Source organism: Micromonospora sp. NBC_01739 (assembly GCF_035920385.1).
GTDB lineage: Bacteria > Actinomycetota > Actinomycetes > Mycobacteriales > Micromonosporaceae > Micromonospora.
In genome coordinates this window covers 2,628,762-2,649,381 of sequence record NZ_CP109151.1, presented here as the reverse complement: position 1 = coordinate 2,649,381, position 20,620 = coordinate 2,628,762, and the positions used below count along the sequence as shown (strand labels likewise).

14 protein-coding genes and 2 pseudogenes are annotated in these 20,620 nt (G+C 68.5%); 12 read left to right on the top strand and 4 right to left on the bottom strand.

Annotated features, from left to right (window positions below; genetic code table 11):
• Nucleotides 1-2: 2 nt before the first annotated feature.
• Both OIE53_RS11710 and OIE53_RS11705 read left to right on the top strand, forming a co-directional pair.
• Nucleotides 3-1,529, top strand: a complete 1,527-nt coding sequence (locus OIE53_RS11710; RefSeq protein ID WP_327026635.1) for an alpha-N-arabinofuranosidase — start codon at nt 3-5, stop codon at nt 1,527-1,529.
• Nucleotides 1,444-1,920 (top strand): family 43 glycosylhydrolase, encoded by a 477-nt coding sequence (locus tag OIE53_RS11705; RefSeq protein WP_327026634.1) that lies wholly within the window; start codon nt 1,444-1,446, stop codon nt 1,918-1,920. The genes OIE53_RS11710 and OIE53_RS11705 overlap by 86 nt, the downstream gene beginning before the upstream one ends.
• 1,220 nt (nt 1,921-3,140) lie before the next feature.
• Here OIE53_RS11705 and OIE53_RS11700 read toward each other — a convergent pair.
• Nucleotides 3,141-3,851, bottom strand: a pseudogene (locus OIE53_RS11700) (transposase family protein); the annotation flags it as partial.
• 12 nt (nt 3,852-3,863) lie between these two features.
• Complete coding sequence (locus tag OIE53_RS11695; RefSeq protein WP_327026633.1) at nt 3,864-4,994, bottom strand: PucR family transcriptional regulator; 1,131 nt, start codon at nt 4,992-4,994, stop codon at nt 3,864-3,866.
• Between the two features lie 126 nt (nt 4,995-5,120).
• Between OIE53_RS11695 and OIE53_RS11690 the strand changes: the two genes are divergently transcribed.
• The 6 genes and pseudogenes from OIE53_RS11690 (at nt 5,121) to OIE53_RS11670 (ending at nt 11,225) form a co-directional block, all read left to right on the top strand.
• Nucleotides 5,121-6,464, top strand: a complete 1,344-nt coding sequence (locus tag OIE53_RS11690) for a flavin-containing monooxygenase (RefSeq protein ID WP_327026632.1) — start codon at nt 5,121-5,123, stop codon at nt 6,462-6,464.
• A complete protein-coding gene (locus tag OIE53_RS11685) occupies nt 6,461-7,288 on the top strand; it encodes an SDR family NAD(P)-dependent oxidoreductase (protein WP_327026631.1) in 828 nt (275 codons plus the stop codon). Before OIE53_RS11690 ends, OIE53_RS11685 begins: the two co-directional genes overlap by 4 nt.
• Nucleotides 7,285-8,628, top strand: a complete 1,344-nt coding sequence (locus OIE53_RS11680) for an MFS transporter (RefSeq protein WP_327026630.1) — start codon at nt 7,285-7,287, stop codon at nt 8,626-8,628. Before OIE53_RS11685 ends, OIE53_RS11680 begins: the two co-directional genes overlap by 4 nt.
• Nucleotides 8,629-9,393: 765 nt before the next feature.
• Nucleotides 9,394-9,729: a hypothetical protein gene (locus tag OIE53_RS28450; RefSeq protein ID WP_393339553.1), complete on the top strand. Its 336-nt coding sequence runs from the start codon at nt 9,394-9,396 to the stop codon at nt 9,727-9,729.
• Nucleotides 9,730-9,855 (top strand): annotated as a pseudogene (locus OIE53_RS28445) (transposase); the annotation flags it as partial. It abuts the gene before it with no gap.
• Nucleotides 9,856-10,040: 185 nt separating this feature from the next.
• Nucleotides 10,041-11,225, top strand: a complete 1,185-nt coding sequence (locus OIE53_RS11670; RefSeq protein WP_327026629.1) for a peptidase M23 — start codon at nt 10,041-10,043, stop codon at nt 11,223-11,225.
• A 393-nt stretch (nt 11,226-11,618) separates the two neighbouring features.
• On the opposite strand, the gene OIE53_RS11665 is transcribed toward OIE53_RS11670, so the two are convergent.
• Nucleotides 11,619-11,957 carry a hypothetical protein gene (locus OIE53_RS11665; protein WP_327026628.1) on the bottom strand — a complete coding sequence of 113 codons (339 nt, stop codon included), beginning with the start codon at nt 11,955-11,957 and terminating at the stop codon, nt 11,619-11,621.
• A gap of 213 nt (nt 11,958-12,170) precedes the next feature.
• On the opposite strand from OIE53_RS11665, the gene OIE53_RS11660 reads away from it, so the two are divergent.
• The 3 genes from OIE53_RS11660 to OIE53_RS11650 all read left to right on the top strand — a co-directional run bounded on the left by OIE53_RS11660 (nt 12,171) and on the right by OIE53_RS11650 (nt 13,918).
• Nucleotides 12,171-12,581 (top strand): transposase, encoded by a 411-nt coding sequence (locus OIE53_RS11660; RefSeq protein ID WP_327026627.1) that lies wholly within the window; start codon nt 12,171-12,173, stop codon nt 12,579-12,581.
• 20 nt (nt 12,582-12,601) lie between these two features.
• A complete protein-coding gene (locus OIE53_RS11655) occupies nt 12,602-13,582 on the top strand; it encodes an IS3 family transposase (RefSeq protein WP_327026626.1) in 981 nt (326 codons plus the stop codon).
• A 156-nt stretch (nt 13,583-13,738) separates the two neighbouring features.
• Nucleotides 13,739-13,918 carry a hypothetical protein gene (locus OIE53_RS11650; protein WP_327026625.1) on the top strand — a complete coding sequence of 60 codons (180 nt, stop codon included), beginning with the start codon at nt 13,739-13,741 and terminating at the stop codon, nt 13,916-13,918.
• A gap of 687 nt (nt 13,919-14,605) precedes the next feature.
• Here OIE53_RS11650 and OIE53_RS11645 read toward each other — a convergent pair.
• Entirely contained in the window at nt 14,606-16,276 is a 1,671-nt protein-coding gene (locus tag OIE53_RS11645) for an AfsR/SARP family transcriptional regulator (protein WP_327027159.1), read from the bottom strand.
• Between the two features lie 606 nt (nt 16,277-16,882).
• Between OIE53_RS11645 and OIE53_RS11640 the strand changes: the two genes are divergently transcribed.
• Entirely contained in the window at nt 16,883-20,563 is a 3,681-nt protein-coding gene (locus OIE53_RS11640; RefSeq protein ID WP_327026624.1) for a LamG domain-containing protein, read from the top strand.
• Nucleotides 20,564-20,620 lie beyond the last annotated feature (57 nt).

Below are 20,620 nucleotides of genomic sequence, written 5' to 3'. Positions count from 1 at the left end.
CAATGACGACGACCACGACCGCAGTGATCGACCTCGACCTGCCCGGCGCCACGATCAGCCGGCACGTGTATGGGCACTTCGCCGAGCACCTGGGGCGGTGCATCTACGGCGGGTTCTGGGTGGGTGAGGACTCGCCGGTCGCGAACGTGCGAGGCATCCGCTCGGACGTGGTCGAGGCGTTGCGGGCGATCTCGATCCCGAACCTGCGTTGGCCGGGCGGCTGCTTCGCCGACGACTACCACTGGCGTGACGGCATCGGCCCGCGCGAGAGCCGCCCGCGGATGGTCAACTCGCACTGGGGCGACGTGGTGGAGGACAACGCGTTCGGCACGCACGAGTTCATGGACCTGTGCGAGCTGCTCGGTGCGGACCCGTACGTGTCGGGGAACGTGGGGTCCGGGTCGGTGGCGGAGATGTCGGACTGGGTGGAGTACCTGACCCGGGCGGACGACTCACCGATGGCGGCGCTGCGGCGGGCGAACGGGCGCGAGAAGCCGTGGCGGGTGCCGTTCTGGGGCCTAGGCAACGAGGCGTGGGGCTGCGGCGGCAACCTGCGCGCCGAGCAGTTCGCGTCTCTGGCCCGGCAGTACGCCACCTACTGCCGCAACCACGGCGGCAACCTGCTGTACCGGATCGCGGCGGGCGCGAACGAGGCCGACCTGCACTGGACCGAGACGCTCATGCGCTCGTTCGACGACCTGGCGGCGGACCCGGCCGGGTCGGCGGGCCCGTTCCAGGCCGTGTCGCTGCACTATTACACGATGGCCGGGTCGTGGTCGGACAAGGGCGACGCCACCGGGTTCAGCACCGACGAGTGGTACGTGACCATGGCCCGCGCCCGGCGCATGGAGGAGCTGCTCACCCGGCACTCCACGGTCATGGACCGCTACGACCCGTACCGCAAGGTCGGCCTGGTCGTGGACGAGTGGGGCACGTGGTGGAACGTGGAGAAGGGCACCAACCCCGGGTTCCTGTACCAGCAGAACACGCTGCGCGACGCCCTGGTCGCCTCCGTGCACCTCGACGCGTTCCACCGGCACGCCGAGCGCGTGGTCATGGCGAACATCGCCCAGACCGTCAACGTGCTGCAGGCCATGATCCTCACCGACCCCGACACGGGGGCGCTCGTGCTCACCCCGACGTACCACGTCTTCGCTATGAACACCGGCCACCACGATGCCGCCGCCCTCGCGGTTCACCTGCGCGACGTCGAGACTCGCGCCGTCGACGCGACCGAGCTGCCGCTGGTCTCGGCGTCCGCGTCGGTCAAGGGCGACACCGCCCTGGTCTCGCTGTCCAACCTCGACGCCGAGACGGACCGCACCCTCGTCCTGGACCTGCGCGGCCGCGACGTCGTCGGGCACACCGCGCGGGTGCTGACCGCCACCGCGCTCGACGCGCACAACATCCCCGAGCAGCTCGACGCCGTCGCCCCCACCGACCATGCCGGCGTGGGCCCCCATCCCCGGGGGCTCGAGGTCGACCTGCCCGCCCACTCCTACGTCACCGTGGCGCTCGAGCTGCGCTGATGGACCGACCGAACGTGAACATCCGCGACGGCGGGGCGGGGCAGACTTCACCAACCCTGTCATCTTCGCGGACGTGCCCGACCCGGACGTCGTCTTCGACGGCCGGTACTACTACATGGTCAGCACGACGATGTACTTCGCGCCGAGCGTCCCGATCATGCGCTCGAGCGACCTGGTGCACTGGTCCATCGCCGGGTACGCTGCGGCGATCCTCGACGACGCGGACGCGCTGGCGCTGCGCAACGGCCAAGACGCGTACGGCCAGGGCAGCTGGGCAGCGAGCATCACGGTACCGGTCCGGCCCAGCCTGCCCGCCGCAGCTGTGCGATCTGCTGACCGGCGTACGCGTCTCTGCTGCCGTGCGATAGAGCCTCCTCGCGTGCTGTCCTGAACGCAGGCACACGCCGGCAGGGCCGGGCGGCGGCCCGGCCCTGCCAGATCTCCGGCGTCTCATGTGGGTGGCCGGCGAGGCGGAGGACGACGGACGCCCCATGGAGATGCTGCTGGACAAATCGGTGACTGGCGGCAGGGCTTCTCGCTCGTGGCCGCCGAGCCGGTCCTGATCGCGGCTCGGATGACACGACAACCGGCGGACTGGACATTCACCGCTCGCATTTGGCCCAGGGAGATTCAGCGCCCGACCAATCGGCGGTGGGCCAGGCGCGCGGCGGCTATCCACTGCCACGGCATACCAACCATCACCATCGACCCTAGTTCGGCCCCGAACGAGATCGCGTGCCAGGTGATCTTGAAAAGTTGCGTGCCCCCGGCAGGGCAACAGCCTGCGTTTTCGGGTGGCCGGCACGTGTGGCTATGCCAACATGACATCCATATCAGCCACTGGCGGATATGGGAATTTGGTTCGTGTTGGGCCTCCGACGCAAACTCCCATGGCTCGATCGCCGGGTGGGACGTGTGTAAGTCCGTCTTCGGTGCCGGTGACGGATCTGGGCAGAGAGTGGAGTCCCGAATCCCTGCTATATCGGACTCGGTTCGACTTGGTCGGCGCTGCGGCCCCGGTCCGGCTTCGTGTCGCCGATGGGCTGGCGTAGGGTTGCCATGGTGTGGATGACCGTGCTGCGTGCCGACGGCGCCCCCCGTTTACCCCCGAAAACCCCGGCTGATGATTGACAATCAGTGACAAGGCGAGACTAGTGATCGACACAGTCTCTGCAGGTCAACGCCCATTCGTGGCAAGCAGTGACAAGTCTGGAATGGCTACGTTCCGTTACAAGGGGTCGTCGGTTCGAATCCGGCCGTCCCGACAGAGGAGAAGCCCTGACCTGCGGAAACGCGGTCAGGGCTTCGACTTTCTTCTATGAGGTTTTGAACCGTCCCCCGAAAACCCCCCGTTTACCGGGTGTGGCATTGAAGTTTGTCATCGGTGTGCATCGTTGGGTGCTGGGGATGTGTGCTGCCGGTTCGGGTGGGCGGCGAGGCGTTCCAGGACCGGGATGAGCCGGTCGGTTCGTCGTGTCGCCGGCTGGGCTGGTGCTGGGTCGCCACGATGCTGTGCGGCGTGGTGATGGCGCCCCCCGTTTACCCCCGAAAACCCGAGCTGAATGACGTCTCGTAACTCGGTGAAGGCGTTGCCGGGCAACGGTGCTGGTGTCATCCGGCGAGGATAATGTTGTGGATGTGGGCGATGCCGGATGCGGTGTCGGTCAATGTGTGGACGGCGCGACGGTAGTCGCGCCGGATCTTGAAGCACTTCATGCGGGCCAGGGCGTGTTCGACCTGGGCTCGGACGGTGCGGTGCTGCTTGTTCAGGTCGGCTTTCCAGGCGGGTAGTTCGCTGCCGTCGGTTGGTTTGCGGTAGGGGATGATCACCTCGGGGTTGCCTCGGTAGGCGCCGTCGGCCATGACCGGTCGTCCGGCCAGCTTGGCGTCGATGCCGGAGGTGCGGTAGACGATGGTGTCGTTGCGGTTGCCGGGTTGCGGGTCGCCGAGGGCCACGACGAGGCGGGTGTGGGCGTCGATGGCGACCTGCACGTTCGTGCTGTAGCGGTAGTTCTTGCTCGGCGCGGCCAGCCGGTGGTCGCGGGTCGGGATCAGGGTGCCGTCGACGATGGTGATCTGGTTGACCCGACGTCGGCGCACCGGGGCCAACGCGAGCAGCGGGCCGAGGGTGTCGATGACCCGGTGCGCTGCGGAGTGCGACACCCCGAACAGCGGGCCGATCTGCCGCATCGTCAGGTTCGTGCGCCAGTACGCGGCGACCAGCAACACCCGATCCGGGAGGTCGAGTGACCACTGCCGGCCCGGCCGACCATCCGCGATCGCGTCACCGCCGCGCTCGGCGACCAGCCTGGACAAACTCCGCACGGTGCGGGATCAGGTCGCGTCGCGCAGCCAGGTTCGGCAAAGCCACCAGGCGGTCATGGCACCGAAGGTGCCCGCCGGGTCGATGCCGGTGACGGCGGCGAAGCGCCGGACCCGATTGCGAACCGTGTTGGGGTGCACGAAAAGTCTCGCCCCGGCGAGGTCGACATCGCGGTCGCTCTCCAGCCAGGCGAGCACGGCGTGCGCCACCGATTCGGCAGTCGGTCCGAGTGCCGCCCAAGCGGGCGCGTACCGGTCGAGCAGCACCGTTGCCAGGTCTGCCCGCTCGGTCAACGCCGCCAGCCAGGCCACATCGGCAATGTGGATCAGTCCGGTGCGGCCGGTGGACTCGGCGGCGGTCAGGGCCGCGGTGGCGAGCCGCTGCACCGGCGCGAGTTTCTCCGGTTCGGCCGGACCGGCGAGCCCTGCCACGGCCCCGATTTCCTTCAGGCGGGCGGACGGAGCCCGGGACAGGACTCCGACCATCAGGTCGTCCACGGTTGCGCACAGCACCGGCGGGTGCTCGCGTACGGCTCGTTCGATGCCGGCGGCGGTTTCCCCGGGCCGGGCGACGAGCACCCACAGCCCGTCGGTGACCGGAAGACCGGCCTCGGCGGCTGCCAGCGTGGCCGCCGAACCACCCTGGAGCAGCCGCCGCAGCAGTGCCGTGTCCCGGCTCCCGGGAAGCGGATCCGTGCTGGCTCCGGTAGCCCGATGCGCGCTGATCAGTCGGGCCCGGACGGCCTCGGCCCAGTCGTCGTAAAGGTCCCGGACGTCCAGCAGCTGCTCGGCGCTGACGCCTTGGTCCCGGGCGAGTTCCCGGGCCCGGGCCCAGATCGCGCGCTCGGCGAAGTGGATCGCGCCCAGCACCGATTCGATCGGCACGCCCTGCCGGGCACGGGTGACACCGAGGTCCGCGACGAACGACAGCTCAGCTTCGGTGGGGCCGCGCCGTGCGACCAATGCGCGGGTTGCGGCCACCAGCAGAGCGCGGGTGTGCCCGGCGATGTCGGAGGTGGGCAGTGCGGAGACCTCCCGCACGGTGGTACGGACTCCGGCGACCACCGACGGCAGCAGTTCGTCATCGCCCACGACGCGTTCGATCAGGTCCACCATCGTCGTCCAGCCGTCCGGATGCGTCATCCTGCCATGCTCCCCGCCGTTGTGGTGCGCTACAACAAGAACCCGAAACTGCGTGGTCCACGCCATGTATTCGCCCCCGTGCCAGGCCCTACGGTTTGGCGGAAGCTACAACCGTCGAGGAGCACCATGGCCGTTTCTTCGAGTCGGGTGGCGGTGATCGGTGCGGGAGCAGCCGGTCTCGCCACGGTGAAGGCGCTGCTCGACGCCGGTTGTGCGGTGGTGGCGTACGAGAAGGGTGACCGGCCCGGTGGCCTGTGGGTCAGGGACAACAGCAGCGGCCTGTCTCCGGCGTACGCCTCCCTGCACTTGAACACCAGCAAACGCCGCACCGAGTTCGCGGATTTTCCGATGCCGGCGGACTGGCCCGACTATCCGTCGGCCAGTCGCGTCGCCAGTTACCTGGCCGACTATGCGCAGTCGTTCGGGCTCATTCCGCACATCCGGTTCGGGAGCACGGTCACCCGCGTCGAGCGTGACCGGCTCTGGGCGGTGACGACCGAGTCCGGTGACATCGAGCGGTACGACGCCGTGGTGGTCGCGAACGGCCACAACTGGCATCCGCGCTATCCGGATCCGGCTTATCCGGGGACGTTCCACGGCACCCAGATGCACGCCCACGACTACCGCACTCCGGACGTCTTCCGGGATCGGCGGGTGCTGATCGTCGGCATGGGCAACTCGGCCATGGACATCGCGGTGGACGCCTCGCACGTCGCTCGAGGGCCGGTCCTGCTCTCCGCCCGGCGCGGCGTCCACATCGTCCCCAAGTACCTGTTCGGCCGTCCGGCCGACGCGACCGGCGGTGCCCTCGCCGCCCTGCCGTGGCGGCTGCGGCAGCGCATCGCCGAGACCCTGTTGCGGCTCGCCGTCGGGACCCCGCAGAGGTACGGCTTACCCGCCCCGGCCGGTGGCCTGTTCCAGAACCATCCGACGATCAGCGACACGATCCTGCACCGGCTCACCCACGGCGAGGTGACCCCACGTCCCGGCATCGAACGGCTGGACGGGGAACGGGTGATGTTCACCGACGGCAGCGCCGACCCGGTCGACGTGATCGTCTGGGCCACCGGGTACCGGGTGAGTATCCCGTTCCTGTCCCCTCAATGGCTGGGCCCCGACCCCCAGCAGCTGCCGCTGTACCAGCGGGTCTTCCATCTCGACGACCCCAGCCTGGCATTCGTCGGCCTGATGCAGTCCACCGGTGCCGCTCTGCCGGTCGTGGAGGTCCAGGCCAAACTGGTCGCCGCGTATCTCTCCGGCGGCTATGCCCTGCCCGGCATCGACGAACAGCGGCACGCCGTGCAGCGAGCCTTGCGCGCCGCCATCGAGCGGTGGGGCACGAACGCGCGGCCGCACATGCGTATCGATTTCGACCGGTACGTCGCCGACCTGCCCAGGGAGATCGCGGCTGGCCGGAATCGCCTCGCCCGGGGCGGACGCACCTTCACCGCCGAGGAGAGTGTGGTTTGAGCGCCCGAGACCCCCGCGGATTGCGTGTCCTCGTCACCGGTGCCTCCGGCACGTTCGGCCGGGCCATCTGTGCCCGGCTGGACGAGCTGGGGGCCCAGGTCGTCGGGTTGGACCTGGCCCCCCGCGCCGATGACCCGGTCCGGGTCCTGGCCTGCGACATCACCGACGACGACGCGGTGCCGGCGGTGGTACGCAGAGCAATTGACCAGCTCGGTGGGCTCGACCTGCTGATCAACAACGCCGGGATCGGTGGGCCCGCCCCGGCCGAACTGGCGCCGGGCGCGGAAGTACGCCGCCAGCTCGACATCAACCTGCTGGGCACCTGGCGGGTCACCGCCGCATGTGTGGACGCGCTGGTCGCCTCTGGTGGCCGGATAGTCATGCTCAGCTCGCGGATGGCCGTCATGCAGTTGCCGCTGGCCGCTGCGTACGGTGCCTCCAAACGCGCCCTGGTCGCGTACGCGGACGCGCTGCGTCTGGAGCTCGGCACCCATGTCGGCGTCACCTGCGTGTACCCGTCGGCGGTACGAAGCCCGATCCACGACTCGACGGCCGCGGCCGGGCTCTCGCTGGAGGGCATGAGCCGATACGAGCCGCTGGACGGGGTGGTCCGGACCGTGCTGCGCGCCGCGCTCAGTCGTCGTCCTCGCCGTGATCGACCCACCACCCGGCGGGGCGCGGTCGAGTTCTTCCTGGCCCGTCACCTGCCCGCGCTGACCGATCGGATCGTGGCGCGCACCCTCGCCGGCCGGGTCCGCTCCGGCGCGTTCCAGGGCGCCGAGCTGGCCGCGGGTGTGGTCGCACGGCACGAGGCGACCCGATGACGGCGCTGCGTGGGGCGGCGGGCGAGGTGCGGACCAGGGCAGGTGACCTGATCGAGTACGCCACCGGTTCGGTCGGGATGGGCGTCTGGGTGACCGTTCCCGGCCTGCTGTTGCTCTATTTCCTCACCAATACGCTCGGTGTCTCGCCGTTCCTGGCCGGTCTCACCCTGCTGCTGCCGAAGATCATCGACATCATCGTGCATCCGATGCTGGGCAGCCGATCCGACCGGGAAGCGCGCAGCAGCGGACACCGGCTCGGCATGCTGCGGGTCGGTCTGCTGCTTCCGGTGGCCATGGTGGCGATGTTCTCGGTGCCCGCCGGTTTCTCCGGCGCATCGGCGGCGCTCTGGGTGGGCGGCTGGTTCATCGCCGGCAACCTGCTCTTCGCGTGTTTCCAGGTGCCCTACCTGACCACCCCGTCCGATCTTCGAGTCGGGTACCACGAGCGCACCCGGGTGTTCATGTTCCGGATGCTCTTCCTCACCCTCGGGTTGCTTGGTGCCGGTGTGGCCGCACCGGCGCTGGTGGAGTCGGGACAGCGCGGCGACTACGGCCGGATGGCCCTGCTGCTCTGCGGCGTCATGGTGATCTCCGGGCTGGTCGCACTGACCGGGGTACGGCGTCTCACCGCCCACGCCGGTTTCCGGACGCCCGACCAGCAGGCGGCCCACTCGACCATCGGTGACATCGCGGTCGCCTGGTGGGACCCCGACTTCCGCGCGCTGGTGCTGTCCTACCTGTTCACCGGCACCACTACTCACCTGTTCCTCGCAGCGCTACCGTTCTACACCAAGTACGTCTTCGAGAACTCTGGGCTGACCGCCGTGTTCATGGGGGCGTTCCTCGGTCCAGCGGTCGTCGCCGGCCCGATGTGGATGCAGGTGTCCCGGCGCATCGGCAAGCAGCGTGGCCTGCTGATCTGCCAGGCGGTCTTCGTGGCCGGTTCGCTGGCGCCGCTGCTCGGCTACGGCACCGGGCCGGCTGTCGCGGTGGTCGGCGTCCTGGGCATCGCGTTCGCCGGGCTGCAGCTGTTCGCGTTCTCGATGGTCCCGGATGCGGTCGCGGCCGCCGAGCAGCGTGGTACCGTCCGGGCCGGCGCCTACACCGGTGTCTGGACTGCCACCGAAGCCACCGGCACCGCAATCGGCCCGTACGTGTACTCGGCCGTGCTCGCCCTGGGCGGCTTCATCTCCACCACCGAGGGGCAGACCGTGACGCAGCCGGAGTCCGCCCACACCGCCCTGTTGATCGGCTTCACCGTGGTCCCGGCGGTGCTGATGGCCGCGGCGCTGACATTCCAAGTGCGCTGGAAGCTGGATCGGACACGCCACACCGGTTGAGCATTACGTGCTCAGGCCGGCACCGGTCGCCGAGCGAAAGCTCGCATGGCCAGCGTCCCGAGCATCGGGCGGGGAGCCAGCAGCCAGAATGCCCAACGCCAGCCGACGGCGTCGGCCAGGAATGCCGCGACGGCGGCGGGTGGGGCGGTGAAGCGTAGCGGGTGAACTCAGACAGCAGGCACCGCTGACCTTCGGTGCGGCGAACGCGGCCCTGGCGGCCGGGCCCATCACCCACGCGCAACGGCAGATCGCCGAGACCACAGATACCGGGGGTATTCATCACCCGTCGGCCCGGGCCACCATACGAATGGCGGCGCGCTCAGAGGCGTTCACGAGCACCGGATCGGCAGCCGAGGATCAGTACCGCGAGGCGATCGCGCAGCTCAAGCACAGCCGGATGGGCGGTTACCTCGCTCGTACCCATCTCGTCTACGGCGAGTGGCTGCGCCGCGAGGGCCTCCGTCGGGAGGCCCGCGAACAACTTCGCACCGCCCACGAGCTGCTGTCCGAATGGGTGCGGAGGCGTTCGCCGAGCGTGCCGCCCGCGAACTACGCGCCACCGGTGAACACCCACGAAAACGCGCCGCTCAGCCGACCGACGCGCTCACCGTCCATGAGCTGCACATCGCCCGGTTGGTCGCCACCGGAGCGAGCTCCCGGAGGTCGGCGCACAGCTGTTCCTGAGCCGCGCACGATCGAAGCCCACCTGCGCAGCATCTTCCGCAAGCTCGGCATCACCTCCCGCAGGCAGCTCAAAGAACTTGCATGCACTTCCCGCACATCATCACCAGCGACAGCGACAGCGGCAGCGCCAACGCCCAGGCAGGGCTCGACGACGCCAAGAACGCGGTCCGAGTCGACCCGGGTCCGGGGCTGCACCCAGACCGGATCACCGAGCCCGCGATCTGGACCTACGAACGCGCCGACGGGCGCCACCTCGTCGTTCCGTTCACCGCACCGGAAGTACCGGACGGCCAGATACAGATCGACACCGTCTTCGGCGAGCGTCTGCCCTGCCCGCCGGAGGTGCTGGTACTTCCCGGCGTTGGTGAGCCGCTACTGGCCGGGTCCGCCTCACTGTCGCTGGCGTGGAAGCGGTGACGCATCCGCTCGGAGGTCGCATTCGCCGCCCTTGCCGACGCATCACCGCTACCGACCTCATCCGGCAACACCACTCGACACCGACACAACCGTGGCGGCGACCGACGCCTCAATCGAGCCCTCTACACCGAAGAGGCCGAGTCTGAGGCGAGGTGAGCGGCCCCGGGGGACGGCGTCGGCGGAGGTGGCCACGGAAAGTGCGAGGCCGAGCCGTCCAACAGTACGACGATCCTTCTTCATGCACGTATGTCGATCTTTCGTATATCGTCGTTCGAATCTATGTCAGCCTCTCAACCCCCTCTGGAGAGGACATGATCATTACTCGACGCTGGATCGGTACCGCCACGGCGGCCCTGCTCGTTGTCACCATGACCAGCACCGTGCCGAGCGGCGCCCACGCCGCGCCGGCCAACGATGTCACCACCGCCGTACAGCAGAAGCTGCTCGCGGATGCCGCAGTCGCGGCGGACCAGGCGTTCCGGACCGCCGATGTGGCGGACACCCGGGTGAACGTCACCCGCAAGGACGGCCGGGCCTGGGCCTTCGGCACCGCCGTGCTCGTCGCCCCGCAGGGAGAGGATCTCCACCCGTCCGGTTGGCTCTTCGTCGCCCGTCAGCAGCGCGGCGGCTGGCAGGTCGCCTTCGAGGGCGAAGCCACCTTCGCCGAACTGATTGCGGCCGCGCCCGTCTCCGTCGTCGCTGAGCAGGAGAGGGACACCTTCACCGCGCCCAAGACGATGGCCGCCAACGGGGACTTCCGCACCGGCATGCGCCTGCCGTTCACCGTTGGCCAGTCCTGGATCCTCCGGGGCGGCCCACACGGCTGGTCCGGCTCCCCGCGACCGTTCAGTTCCATCGACCTCTACGGCGGTGACGAGCGGGTGCTGGCCGTGCGTGCCGGCACCGCGTACACGATGTGCAAGGGCTGGATCCGGGTGGTCCACGACCGGGGGTACGCCACGGACTACTACCACCTCTGGAACAACATCAACGTCGACGGTGCCTCCGTCTCGGCGGGCACCTTCCTCGGCAACACCGGCACCGACATCACCTGCGGCGGCTCCGCCAGCAGCCGGCACGTGCACCTGGGGCTGCGGCAGAACAGCGCGTACGTCGCGGTCGCCACCCACAACCTCGGCAAGTGGGTGCCGCGAGAGGGCAGCACCGCCTACGAGGGTTACGCGCTGCACGGATCAAAGCGCGTGAACGTCAAGGGCACGCTCTACAACTACGGCGCGCTCGGCTTCACCGAGGGCATCGTCGACAGCAACGGCGGCACGTCGGTCAGCCGGCGGTCCGGGCCAGGCACCGGGTACGGGGTCGTCGGTTCGATCGCGGACGGTGCCACGGCGGCAGTGGCCTGCTCGTCCAACGGCACCTCCCATACCGGCCGCTGGGGCACCACCGCCCTGTGGAACCGGCTCACCGACGGCACTTGGATCCCCGACGCGTACCACTACACCGGAGCGGCTAACCCGGTCAACGGCTGGTGCTGACGCGCCGCCCCGCCCCACCGGTGCCGGTGACCGGTAGCGCCACATCGACGGCGGGGCGGACACCCTGCGACGCGGCGAGGTTGGACCCGCCGCGTCGCAGGGACATGCCCAACGACCTGGTAGGGCACGCTTCGCTCACGGGAGCTAAAGTTGGCGCGGACGGTGGCGGCGTCCGGGTGGTTCAGGGCCGTGAAAATGTCAGCGCCCAATGCCAGTCGGCCCGGGCGGAGGTGGGGTAGGTTCGAAGCCGAACCGGCCCGAACCCGCCGCCCGACGGGGTGGAGGCGTCGAGAGCAGCTAGCGTCCTGCGCTGACCGGATGTGGGGGACAGCGATGCCCTGTCTGGACCGCACCGGTCGCCCGTCCACTACGGCTGGCTCGTACAAGTCTCCGTCAAGCGGAGCAGAAGACACCGCTCTCGTGCCAGCCGATGACGCCGGAGGTGCCGATGTAGGTCACTTCTCCCTGAAGGCAGTCCCGCACCGCCTTCTGCCATACGCCGGTGCCGGTCTTGCAGCCGTCCGCGATGATGGCGCTCGTCGAGATGCCCTTGCTCTGGTTTGCCGCGGCTTCTCCCAGGTGCTCCAACGAGATTTCGACCTTGCCGTCTGTGCTGCTGAACGTCGGCGTGACAGTATGATCGCCGTGCGCCATGACGTGCAGGACGTGCAGGACGTGCAGGACGTGCAGGACGTGCAGGACGTCGTATGATGCGGTGAAGGCGGAGAGCACCGTGTCGGGGTCTCGCGACCGGACGAAGTCGATGTCGACGATGGGTTACTCGCACCCGGTGTTGCTCGGCGAGGACGCTCATGGCCAGCGTCGACCGGGAAGCCCGGCACCTCGACCTGCCTGGCGGATGACCGTCCGCCCTGTCTGCCAGGCTGAGATGAGGCAGCCGTTCCGGGAGCGTTAGGCTTGCCGGGAGACAGGAAGAGGATCATCGTGACACTACCCAGCACGCCTGGTGAGCAGGGCGGACGGCCGAAACGGCGAACGTTCACGGCGGAGTACAAACTACGCATCGTGGCGGAGTACGAGGCGGCGAAGGCGTCTGGTGAGGGCGCGGCGATCCTGCGTCGGGAGGGCCTGTATCACTCGCACATCCTGGAGTGGCGGGCCGCCCGTGACGCGGGTGCGTTGACCGCTCTGGGCACCCGCAAGAGCCCGGTGTCGGAGAGTCGGCGCCGCAGCGCCGAGGCGGCGGAGATCGAGCGGTTGCGGCGGCGCAACGAACGTCTGGAAGCGGATCTGGCGCGGACGAAGACCGCCCTGGAGATCATGGGAAAAGCGCACGCGCTCTTGGAGACGTTGTCCGAGAGCGCGGACGCGCCGCGGCCGGTCAGGAGGCGCTGACCGCGGCCTTCGACAAGCTGATGCCGCTGCTCGGGGTGGCCGGGGCGTGCCGGCTGACGGGCCGGTCCCGCGCCACGCACTACCGGCTCCAGCAGCCGCCCGTGGTATCGCGTCCGCTGAGGCCGAAGACACCCCCGCCATCGACGCTGTCAGCGGCCGAACGTCAGGCCGTGCTGGATGTGCTGCACCGGGATGAGTACGCGGAGATGTCCGTGGCGCAGGTGTGGGCCCGTGAACTCGACCAGGGCCGCTACTGGTGCTCGCAGTCCACCATGTACCGGATCCTGCGCCACGCCGGGGAGAGCCGGGAACGCCGCCGGCAGGCCACCCACCCCACCCGCACCATCCCCCAGCTGGTGGCGACCGGGCCGTCGCAGGTGTGGTCGTGGGACATCACCCGCCTCAAGACCGCGCAGCGGGGCGTGTTCTACCACCTCTACGTGATCATCGACGTGTACTCCCGCTACGTCGTCGGCTGGCACGTCGCCGACGGCGAAGACTCCATGCTCGCCCGGGAGCTGATCGACGACGCCATCGCCCGCAACGGCGTGCGCCCCGAGATCCTGCACGCCGACCGCGGCTCGTCGATGACCTCGAAACCCGTCGCCGAACTCCTCGCCGACCTCGACGTCACCCGCTCCTACTCCCGACCCCGCGTATCCAACGACAACCCGTACTCCGAAGCGCAGTTCAAGACCCTGAAGTACTGCCCCGCGTTCCCCGACCGCTTCGACTCCCTGCACCACGCCCGCGAGTTCGCCGCCGAGTTCTTCACCTACTACAACCACGAACACCGCCACTCCGGCATCGGCCTGCACACCCCCGCCTCAGTGCACTACGACACCGCCGGAGACGTCCACACCCAGCGGCAGGCCACCCTCGACGCCGCCTGGCAGGCCCACCCCGACCGGTTCACCCGCCGCCCTCGACCACCCGCCCTACCGACCACCGTGTGGATCAACAAACCCGCAGCTCAACCCACCGAACTACAGAACACCTGACCACGAAAACGTCTCACTTGACTTGACAGGTTCCGCCGGATCATCGACTACCGGCGGCCGCCGCGGCGTCACCGACGAGCAAGTCAGCGGCCCGTTCGGCCGATGGCGCCACGAGCAACGCTTCACCCCGATCCAGCCGGGTCCTCGGGAACGGTCATGCGCTACGCCATCGACTTCACCGCGCCGACAGGACCGGTTGGTAATCTCGTGGCCAGGCTCAACCTGCGGCCGTACCTGCGACGTCTCATCGCACGCCGCAACACCTTCTTCGCCGCCGCTCTGGCAGAGCGTCCGCAGCCGGCCCGCGAGGAGGCGGGGCACGGCGAGGACCCCTGACGGCAGGTGGTGTCGGGGACCGATCTATGGTCACCGCCGCTTCTTGCGGCTCGGGCGCGGGCCCCGCGCCTGCCTCTGGGCTTGTTGCCGCGCCGAGGTGGTGGCGAGGGCGAGTCGATGTAGACGGGGGCGCGCGGCTCGTTGACGACGGTGCGGTTGAGGAGGTTCAGGATGAACGCGCGCCACGCGGTCGCGCGGGGAGGGTTCTCGTCCGCCGGATGCCGGGCCACACCTCGGGTCAGGGCCCGGATGCTGACGGCGAGGCCGACCAGGGCCACGAGGAAGCTGCCCACGCTGGCGTATTGGTCGGCGACTCCGAGCTCCCGGGTGCCGAGGAACACGCCAGCCGACACGAGCGCCGTCGTTGTCAGCAGCAGGATGGTCCGACCGCGCATACTCGCTCCTAGATCCTCGGGGCTCGTCCGTCTGCCGTACACCTCAGAACAGTCCTGGTAGGTCCGGACCGCGCCACCGCCAGTCCGGATTCACGGCTGGTGGCGGGATGTCCCGTCCGCCCATACTTTCGCGGTGCTCACCCGGAAGCTCGGTCGGCTCGATCCGCGTGAGCCGGTTGAGAGGGGTGAGGCCGTCGTGACCGACGTCCGGCGTCAAGCGTTGCTCGGCGTATTCACGCAACGTGTCGCGCGGATGAGGTAGGTCAGGTGGGGTAGGTCGGTCATCTTGACCTCAATGATCCACAAGTGGGAGACGATCGTTGTTGTCGCCTGCCGGGTTGAGGGGCGTGGCGAACGAGTTGATGAGCTGGCCAGCGCGGTCATCTGTGGGCGGACGTTGACAAGTTCGTGTTGGTGTTCGTTGAGCTGTTTGGGTGGGGCAGGAGGTGCAGGTAGACGACTTTGTGGAGTAGGTCGAGGATTTGCTCCTCGCATCGAGTTGGCTGACGTACTCCGCTACGGTCAGTTGGTCGTGACAGATGAGCTGTGCGGCCGCGAGACGCAGCGCCAGGGGCAGGTACGCGCAGCGGGCGGCCAGTTGCTCCACGGCGGCATCGCTGGCGTCGCGGGTGAGCATCCGTCGTAGGAGCTGCGTTGCCTCGTCCCGGTTCAGCGGCGCCAGGTGCAGCAGCCGTGCTCCTTCATGCGCGATCAGGGAGAACAGCCGACGGCGGCTGGTCAGCAGGACGGAGCAGCTGCCGATGCCGGGTAGTAGGGGTCGAACCTGATCGGTGTTGGCGGCGTTGTCGAGGACGATCAGCAGCCGTCGGCCAGCCAGTCGCGACCGGAACAACGCTGCGGCTTCGTCGATGTCGGTGGGCAACGCTGTCGGTTCGAGGCGGAGCGAGCGCAGGAAGTAGTGCACTGCGGTGAGGCTCTGCACGGGCGGGCGGCGAGTGTCAGAGCCGCGCAGATTCACGTAGAGCTGCCCGTCGGGGAACTGCTCACGGATGTGGTGGGCCCAGCGTAGTGCCAATGCCGTCTTGCCGACCCCGGCGGTGCCACTGATCAGAACGAGCCGGCAGTCGGCGGTCGGGTCGAGCAGCGCATCGAGTTGCTCCATCTCGCGGTGCCGACCTGCGAAATCGTGTACGTCGAACGGCAGTTGGGCGGGCGACTCGGTGCGGTGCGGTGCGGATTGTGACGGTGGCGCAAGGCCGAGTGACGGATCGGCGTTGAGGATCGCCTTCTCCATCTCTTCGAAGGGGACACCGGGGTCTAAGCCCTGTTCGTCGGCCAATCGGCGGCGATAGGTCCGGGCGGTGCTCAGTGCGTCGGCACGCCGACCGCAGCGGTGCTGCGCCAGCATCAGCTGGCACACGAGCTGTTCGTGCTCGGGGTACTGGCCGACCAGATCCTCTAACTCGCCGATGAGGTTGTCGTGGTGACCCAGTGCCAGCTCGGCCTCGACCAGCAGGGCCCGGGCCGCCAGGCGTGACTCGTGCAGCCGCCGACTGGCCGCCCGAGCGTAGGGTGCGGTGACGCCGGTGAGGGCGTCGCCGCGCCATAGCGCCAGGGCACGGCACAGCAGCTCTGTGGACATCGCCCAGTCGCCGCGTCGTTGCGCCGCACGGGCGTCGCTGACATGTCGGTCGAAGATGGCAGCATCCAGGTCGTCGTCGGCAAGGACGATCAGGTATCCGCCGGGACGGGTGCGGATCACGTCGGTCATGCCCAGATCTCGCAGCGCGCGCCGGAGCGTGGAAATCGCGACGTGCAGCTGGGAAAGCGCCGAAGTGGGCTCCGCGCCGCCCCATAGGGCCTCGACCAGCTGCGGTGGCGTGACTACCTGGTTCGCACGTAGCAGCAGGTAGCCGAGCAGTGCCCGGTGCCGGGGCTGGCCGACCCACACCGGACCGTCGGGTCCGAAGACCTCCACCGAGCCGAATACCCCGAACCGCATACCCACCCCCGTAGGTTCGATTTAAGTCTATCGGAGGGTTGGCAACCGGCCGGCTGGCGATCGGCAAGCGGACAGATAAACACCGTCCCGCAAACTGGTCGAGCAGATCGTGGGTCGCTCGCCTGCAAACAGATGGCTGCTGCGGCACCGCGTACTGGTCTTGTCAAACGGGGGACGCATGGGACAGGCAGACATGGCTGCTGTGAGTGATCGCGTCAGACGAGCAACGTTGGCTGACTCGGCATCGGTGGTAACGCGACCGCTGGCTGATGGGCTGGGCTGCCGAGTGCAGTCACCGTCTGCCAGTCCCGACGGCCTCCATCTGGTCGGGTGGACGCTGCGGCCACAGTCGGAGGTGGCGCGGTACGCGCGACGCCCCATCCGGATGACGCAGCAGCCTGCCGGATCTCGCCGCTGACCTACCGCGCGACCGCCGGCCAACCGGTTGACTGCCGCGGCTGGTACCCGGCAGCTCGCCGCCCTCCTCGTCCCCGATGCGGGACCTCACCCTCGCCTGCCTCGCCATCGGGCGTCCGGCCAGTTGGAGTTGTCATGTCTGAAACGTACGGTCACCCGACACAGATCCCTTCCACTGGTCGGTCGATCGTGATTGGCCTGCCAGATGGACCACGGCGCGACCGGTCGAAGCTCCGCCGCAACCGCTGGCTGACCGCCGGGATCGCCCTGTTTCTGCCAGCAGCGGGGCTGCCGCTGATCGCCGACGTACCAGCCCGCGCCACCACCGTGTCGTGTGTGGCGGAGACGACCTCGGCCGTGCAGGCCGCTGCCGTTGCAAAGGCCTGCGACCACCCGGTGGTGATCACCGAATCCCGTTCCGAGTACAGCCGGGTGCTCGCCCAACCCGACGGACGACTGACCATGGAATCCGGTGTGGTTCCGCAGTGGACGCGGCGGGTGGATGGCCGCTGGTCGGAGATTGACCTCGGTCTGGCTCGAGGCAAGGACGGGCGGCTTCGCCCTGCGGCCTCGGTTGCGGATGTCGCTTTCTCTGGAGGCGGTGACGCACCGCTGGTGACTCTGGTCCGCAGCGGCAAGACCTTCACCATGAGTTGGCAGGGGCAGCTACCCGCACCGGTCGTCGACGGCAACATGGCGACCTATCGGGAGGTCGTGCCCGGCGTCGACCTGGCGGTACAGGCGACCCGGACCGGTTTCACCCACGTGCTGGTGGTGAAGACTGCGGCAGCAGCAGCGGATCCCGCCGTCCAACGGATCCGATTCGATTTGGGTGGTGACGCTACTGCGGTGCGCCTTCCGGACGGCTCGCTGCAGGCGCGGCTCGCTGGGACCATGTTCGCCAATGCGGCGCCGGCGGTGATGTGGAACTCCGCCGACGATACTGGCGGCCTGACGGCGGGTCGGGCCGGCGAAAGTCCGTCCGAGTCCGGCTCGACGGTCGACGGTCCTGGAGTGGCTGCGCAGACCGCGCGGGTGGAGACCGCCCTCACCGACGGCGGTGAACTGGTACTGACTCCGGACGCACAGATGTTGGCCGACGACTCCGCAAACTTTCCGATCTTCATCGATCCGGCGTGGTCGGTGCGGCAGAACCGGTGGGCGTACGCGACGGACAACGGCTGCTCGAATTCCGACGTCAGCGTTGCCCGAGTGGGCCTGAGCCCGGAGGGCCCCTGCCAGGGCCAAATCTACCGGTCGTTCTTTCAGTTCCCGACGAGCAGTGGCGGCATCTCGCTCGCCGGCAAACACATCGAGAGCGCATACGTGCAGATGAAGCTCGACCACTCCTGGTCCTGCGACGACACCTGGGCCTACATGTACCACGTGCCGGTCATCGACCGTACGATGCGGGCCACCTGGTCGAAGATGGCGCTGGGCACGTTGTTGGACGGGGCTGCGGGGCATGCGAACGAGGCCGGTGGCTGCGGAACCATCCAACCCGACATGATCATGAACTTCATCTCCAGCAAGGTGACCCAGAAGGTGCAGGAGGTGGCGGACAAGAAGGCGCCCACCCTGACCGTAGGGTTTTCCGCCAGGTCAGGCGACGGTGGCGAGTCAACCCAGAACCGCTGGAAGAAATTTTTCCCCAACGATGCCAAGCTCGTGGTGGACTACGACTCCAAGCCTGGCAAGCCGACCGGTCTGCAGGTGGCCGGGGTCGCCTGTCTCGCTGCGGACGTGCTCCCGATCGGCACCCTCAACCCGACCTTCTCCGCGATCTACCCCGACGCCGACAGCAGCCAGTCCCTGATGGGCACCTACGAATGGATCGAGGTGCCGGCCGGGGGGATGGGTGCGGTCACCGACACGTACCCGACCCGGCTGCCCCGCCCGCCGACCGCGTCGGCGCCCGCCAACGGCAGGGCCACCACCGCCGCCGTTGCCGCCGCCAAGAACAAGTCGTACGCCTTCCGGGCCACTGCTGTCGATCCGGCACCCTATTCCATCTGGAGCGGCTGGTCGAGTTGGTGTCAGTTCCGTGTCGACACGACCGTGCCGTCGGTGGAGGCCACCGTGATCAGCGGCCCATCCGGACCGGGGGAGCCGGTCACCTTCCGGATCGCCTCGCCCGACACGGATGTCGTCTCCTTCAGGTACGGCTGGACCGGCCCCACCACGGTCGTGGACGTTCCCGGTACACCGAAGAGCACCACCCTCACCCTGCGTCCCCCGAAGTACGGCCGGAACACCCTGTACGTCTCGGCGGTGGACGCCACCCGCAACGAGGGCTACGCCAGCGCCGAGTTCATCGTCGGCCGACCTTCGGCCGCGATCGCCCGATGGGGTCTGGAGACATACCCCGGTGTCAGTCAGCAGCAGGCACTCGCCGATCAACAGGGCGCCCTGGCCGGCGACACACCGCTGACAGCGACAAACGTGACGTGGACACCCGACGTGCGGATGGTCGGCGGTGCCAGCGCCCGTTTCAACGGCATCAACTCCCACGCCATCACCGACGTCCCGGTGCTCGACACCAGTCACTCGTTCAGCGTGGCTGCCTGGGTGAAACCGGCCGCGTTACCGACTACGGACATGAAGGTGCTCACCCAGGACGCCCGCAACGCGGCCCGCTTCGAGTTCGGAGTGCGCCGGCAGGACGCCTCGATGACGCCGTACTGGTCCTTCGTCATGAAAGACACCTCCGACCAGGCCAGTGCCTCCCGGGTGGCCATGGCACCGACCCCGATCACCGCCGCCGACGTGCACCGATGGACCCACCTGGCCGGAGTCTACGATCGCACCGACGGCAAGCTGCGCCTGTACGTCAACGGCGTAAAGGCCGGCGAGGTGCCGTACGCTGCGGCCCCCTGGGCCGCCGAAGGCAGGTTCGCCGTCGGCCGCGGCTTCGCCAACGGGCAGCCGGCCAACTGGTGGCACGGCGAACTCGCCGACGTGCGGGTGTTCAACCGGGTCCTGGTCGAACACGACTTCACCGGCCTACTCGCCACCGACGAAGACTCCGGCGGATTCGACGAGCCCGGCATCCTCGCGCCGATCGAGGTGGGGCGGTGGGACATGAACGCCGCCACCCCCTGCTACGAGGTGGGGATCCCGCACACCTGCCAGGCACCTGACGGCGCGGCGTGGGGGCGACGACTGTCACTGGCCCAGGGCGCGAGCATCGGCAGTGGGCTGCGCGACGGTGGTTTGCTGCTCGACGGCACTCACTTCGTCGAGGACCCCACCGACCGATACTACGGATCGCCGACCGTCGAGCATGGCCACTCGCAGCACAACACCGTGACTCCCGAGTTGCCGACCTGGCAGGACGGGCCGGTGTTGCGCACGAACGACTCGTTCACAGTCTCCGTCTGGGTCCATCCCGACAGCCTGAGGAGCAGCACCCAGACCGCAGTCGGGCAGCGCGGCCTCAAACAATCCGCTTTCTACCTGTCACTGCGCGAGACCCGAACCTCGACAGGCAGCAGCACCCATCGTTGGCAGTTCACCATCAGTGGTGCCGACGACGACCGCCAGGCCCTGCGGGTACACGCCGAGGGTACACACCTGTTGTCTGCTGATGACACGGACACGTGGACCCACCTGGTCGGGGTGTATGACGCCCAAACCGCCGAGATCCGCCTATACCTGAACGGCAGCTTGGAAAAGGCCACCCCGTGTCCCAACGGTGTCTTCCCAGCTACCGGCCCGCTGACCGTCGGCGCGGCCCAGTTCTCCGGTCCAGGCGAACAGCCCAGAATGATGGACTTTTGGCACGGTGGAATCGATGACCTTCAGCTCTATCAGGGGGCGCTGACCGACGCCGCGGTGGCGGAACTGCACCGCACTCAATCCCGGGCATGACCAACGACGAGCCCGGCGCTCCGTCAGTAACCGCCTGTTCACCCGCCCTCGATCCTG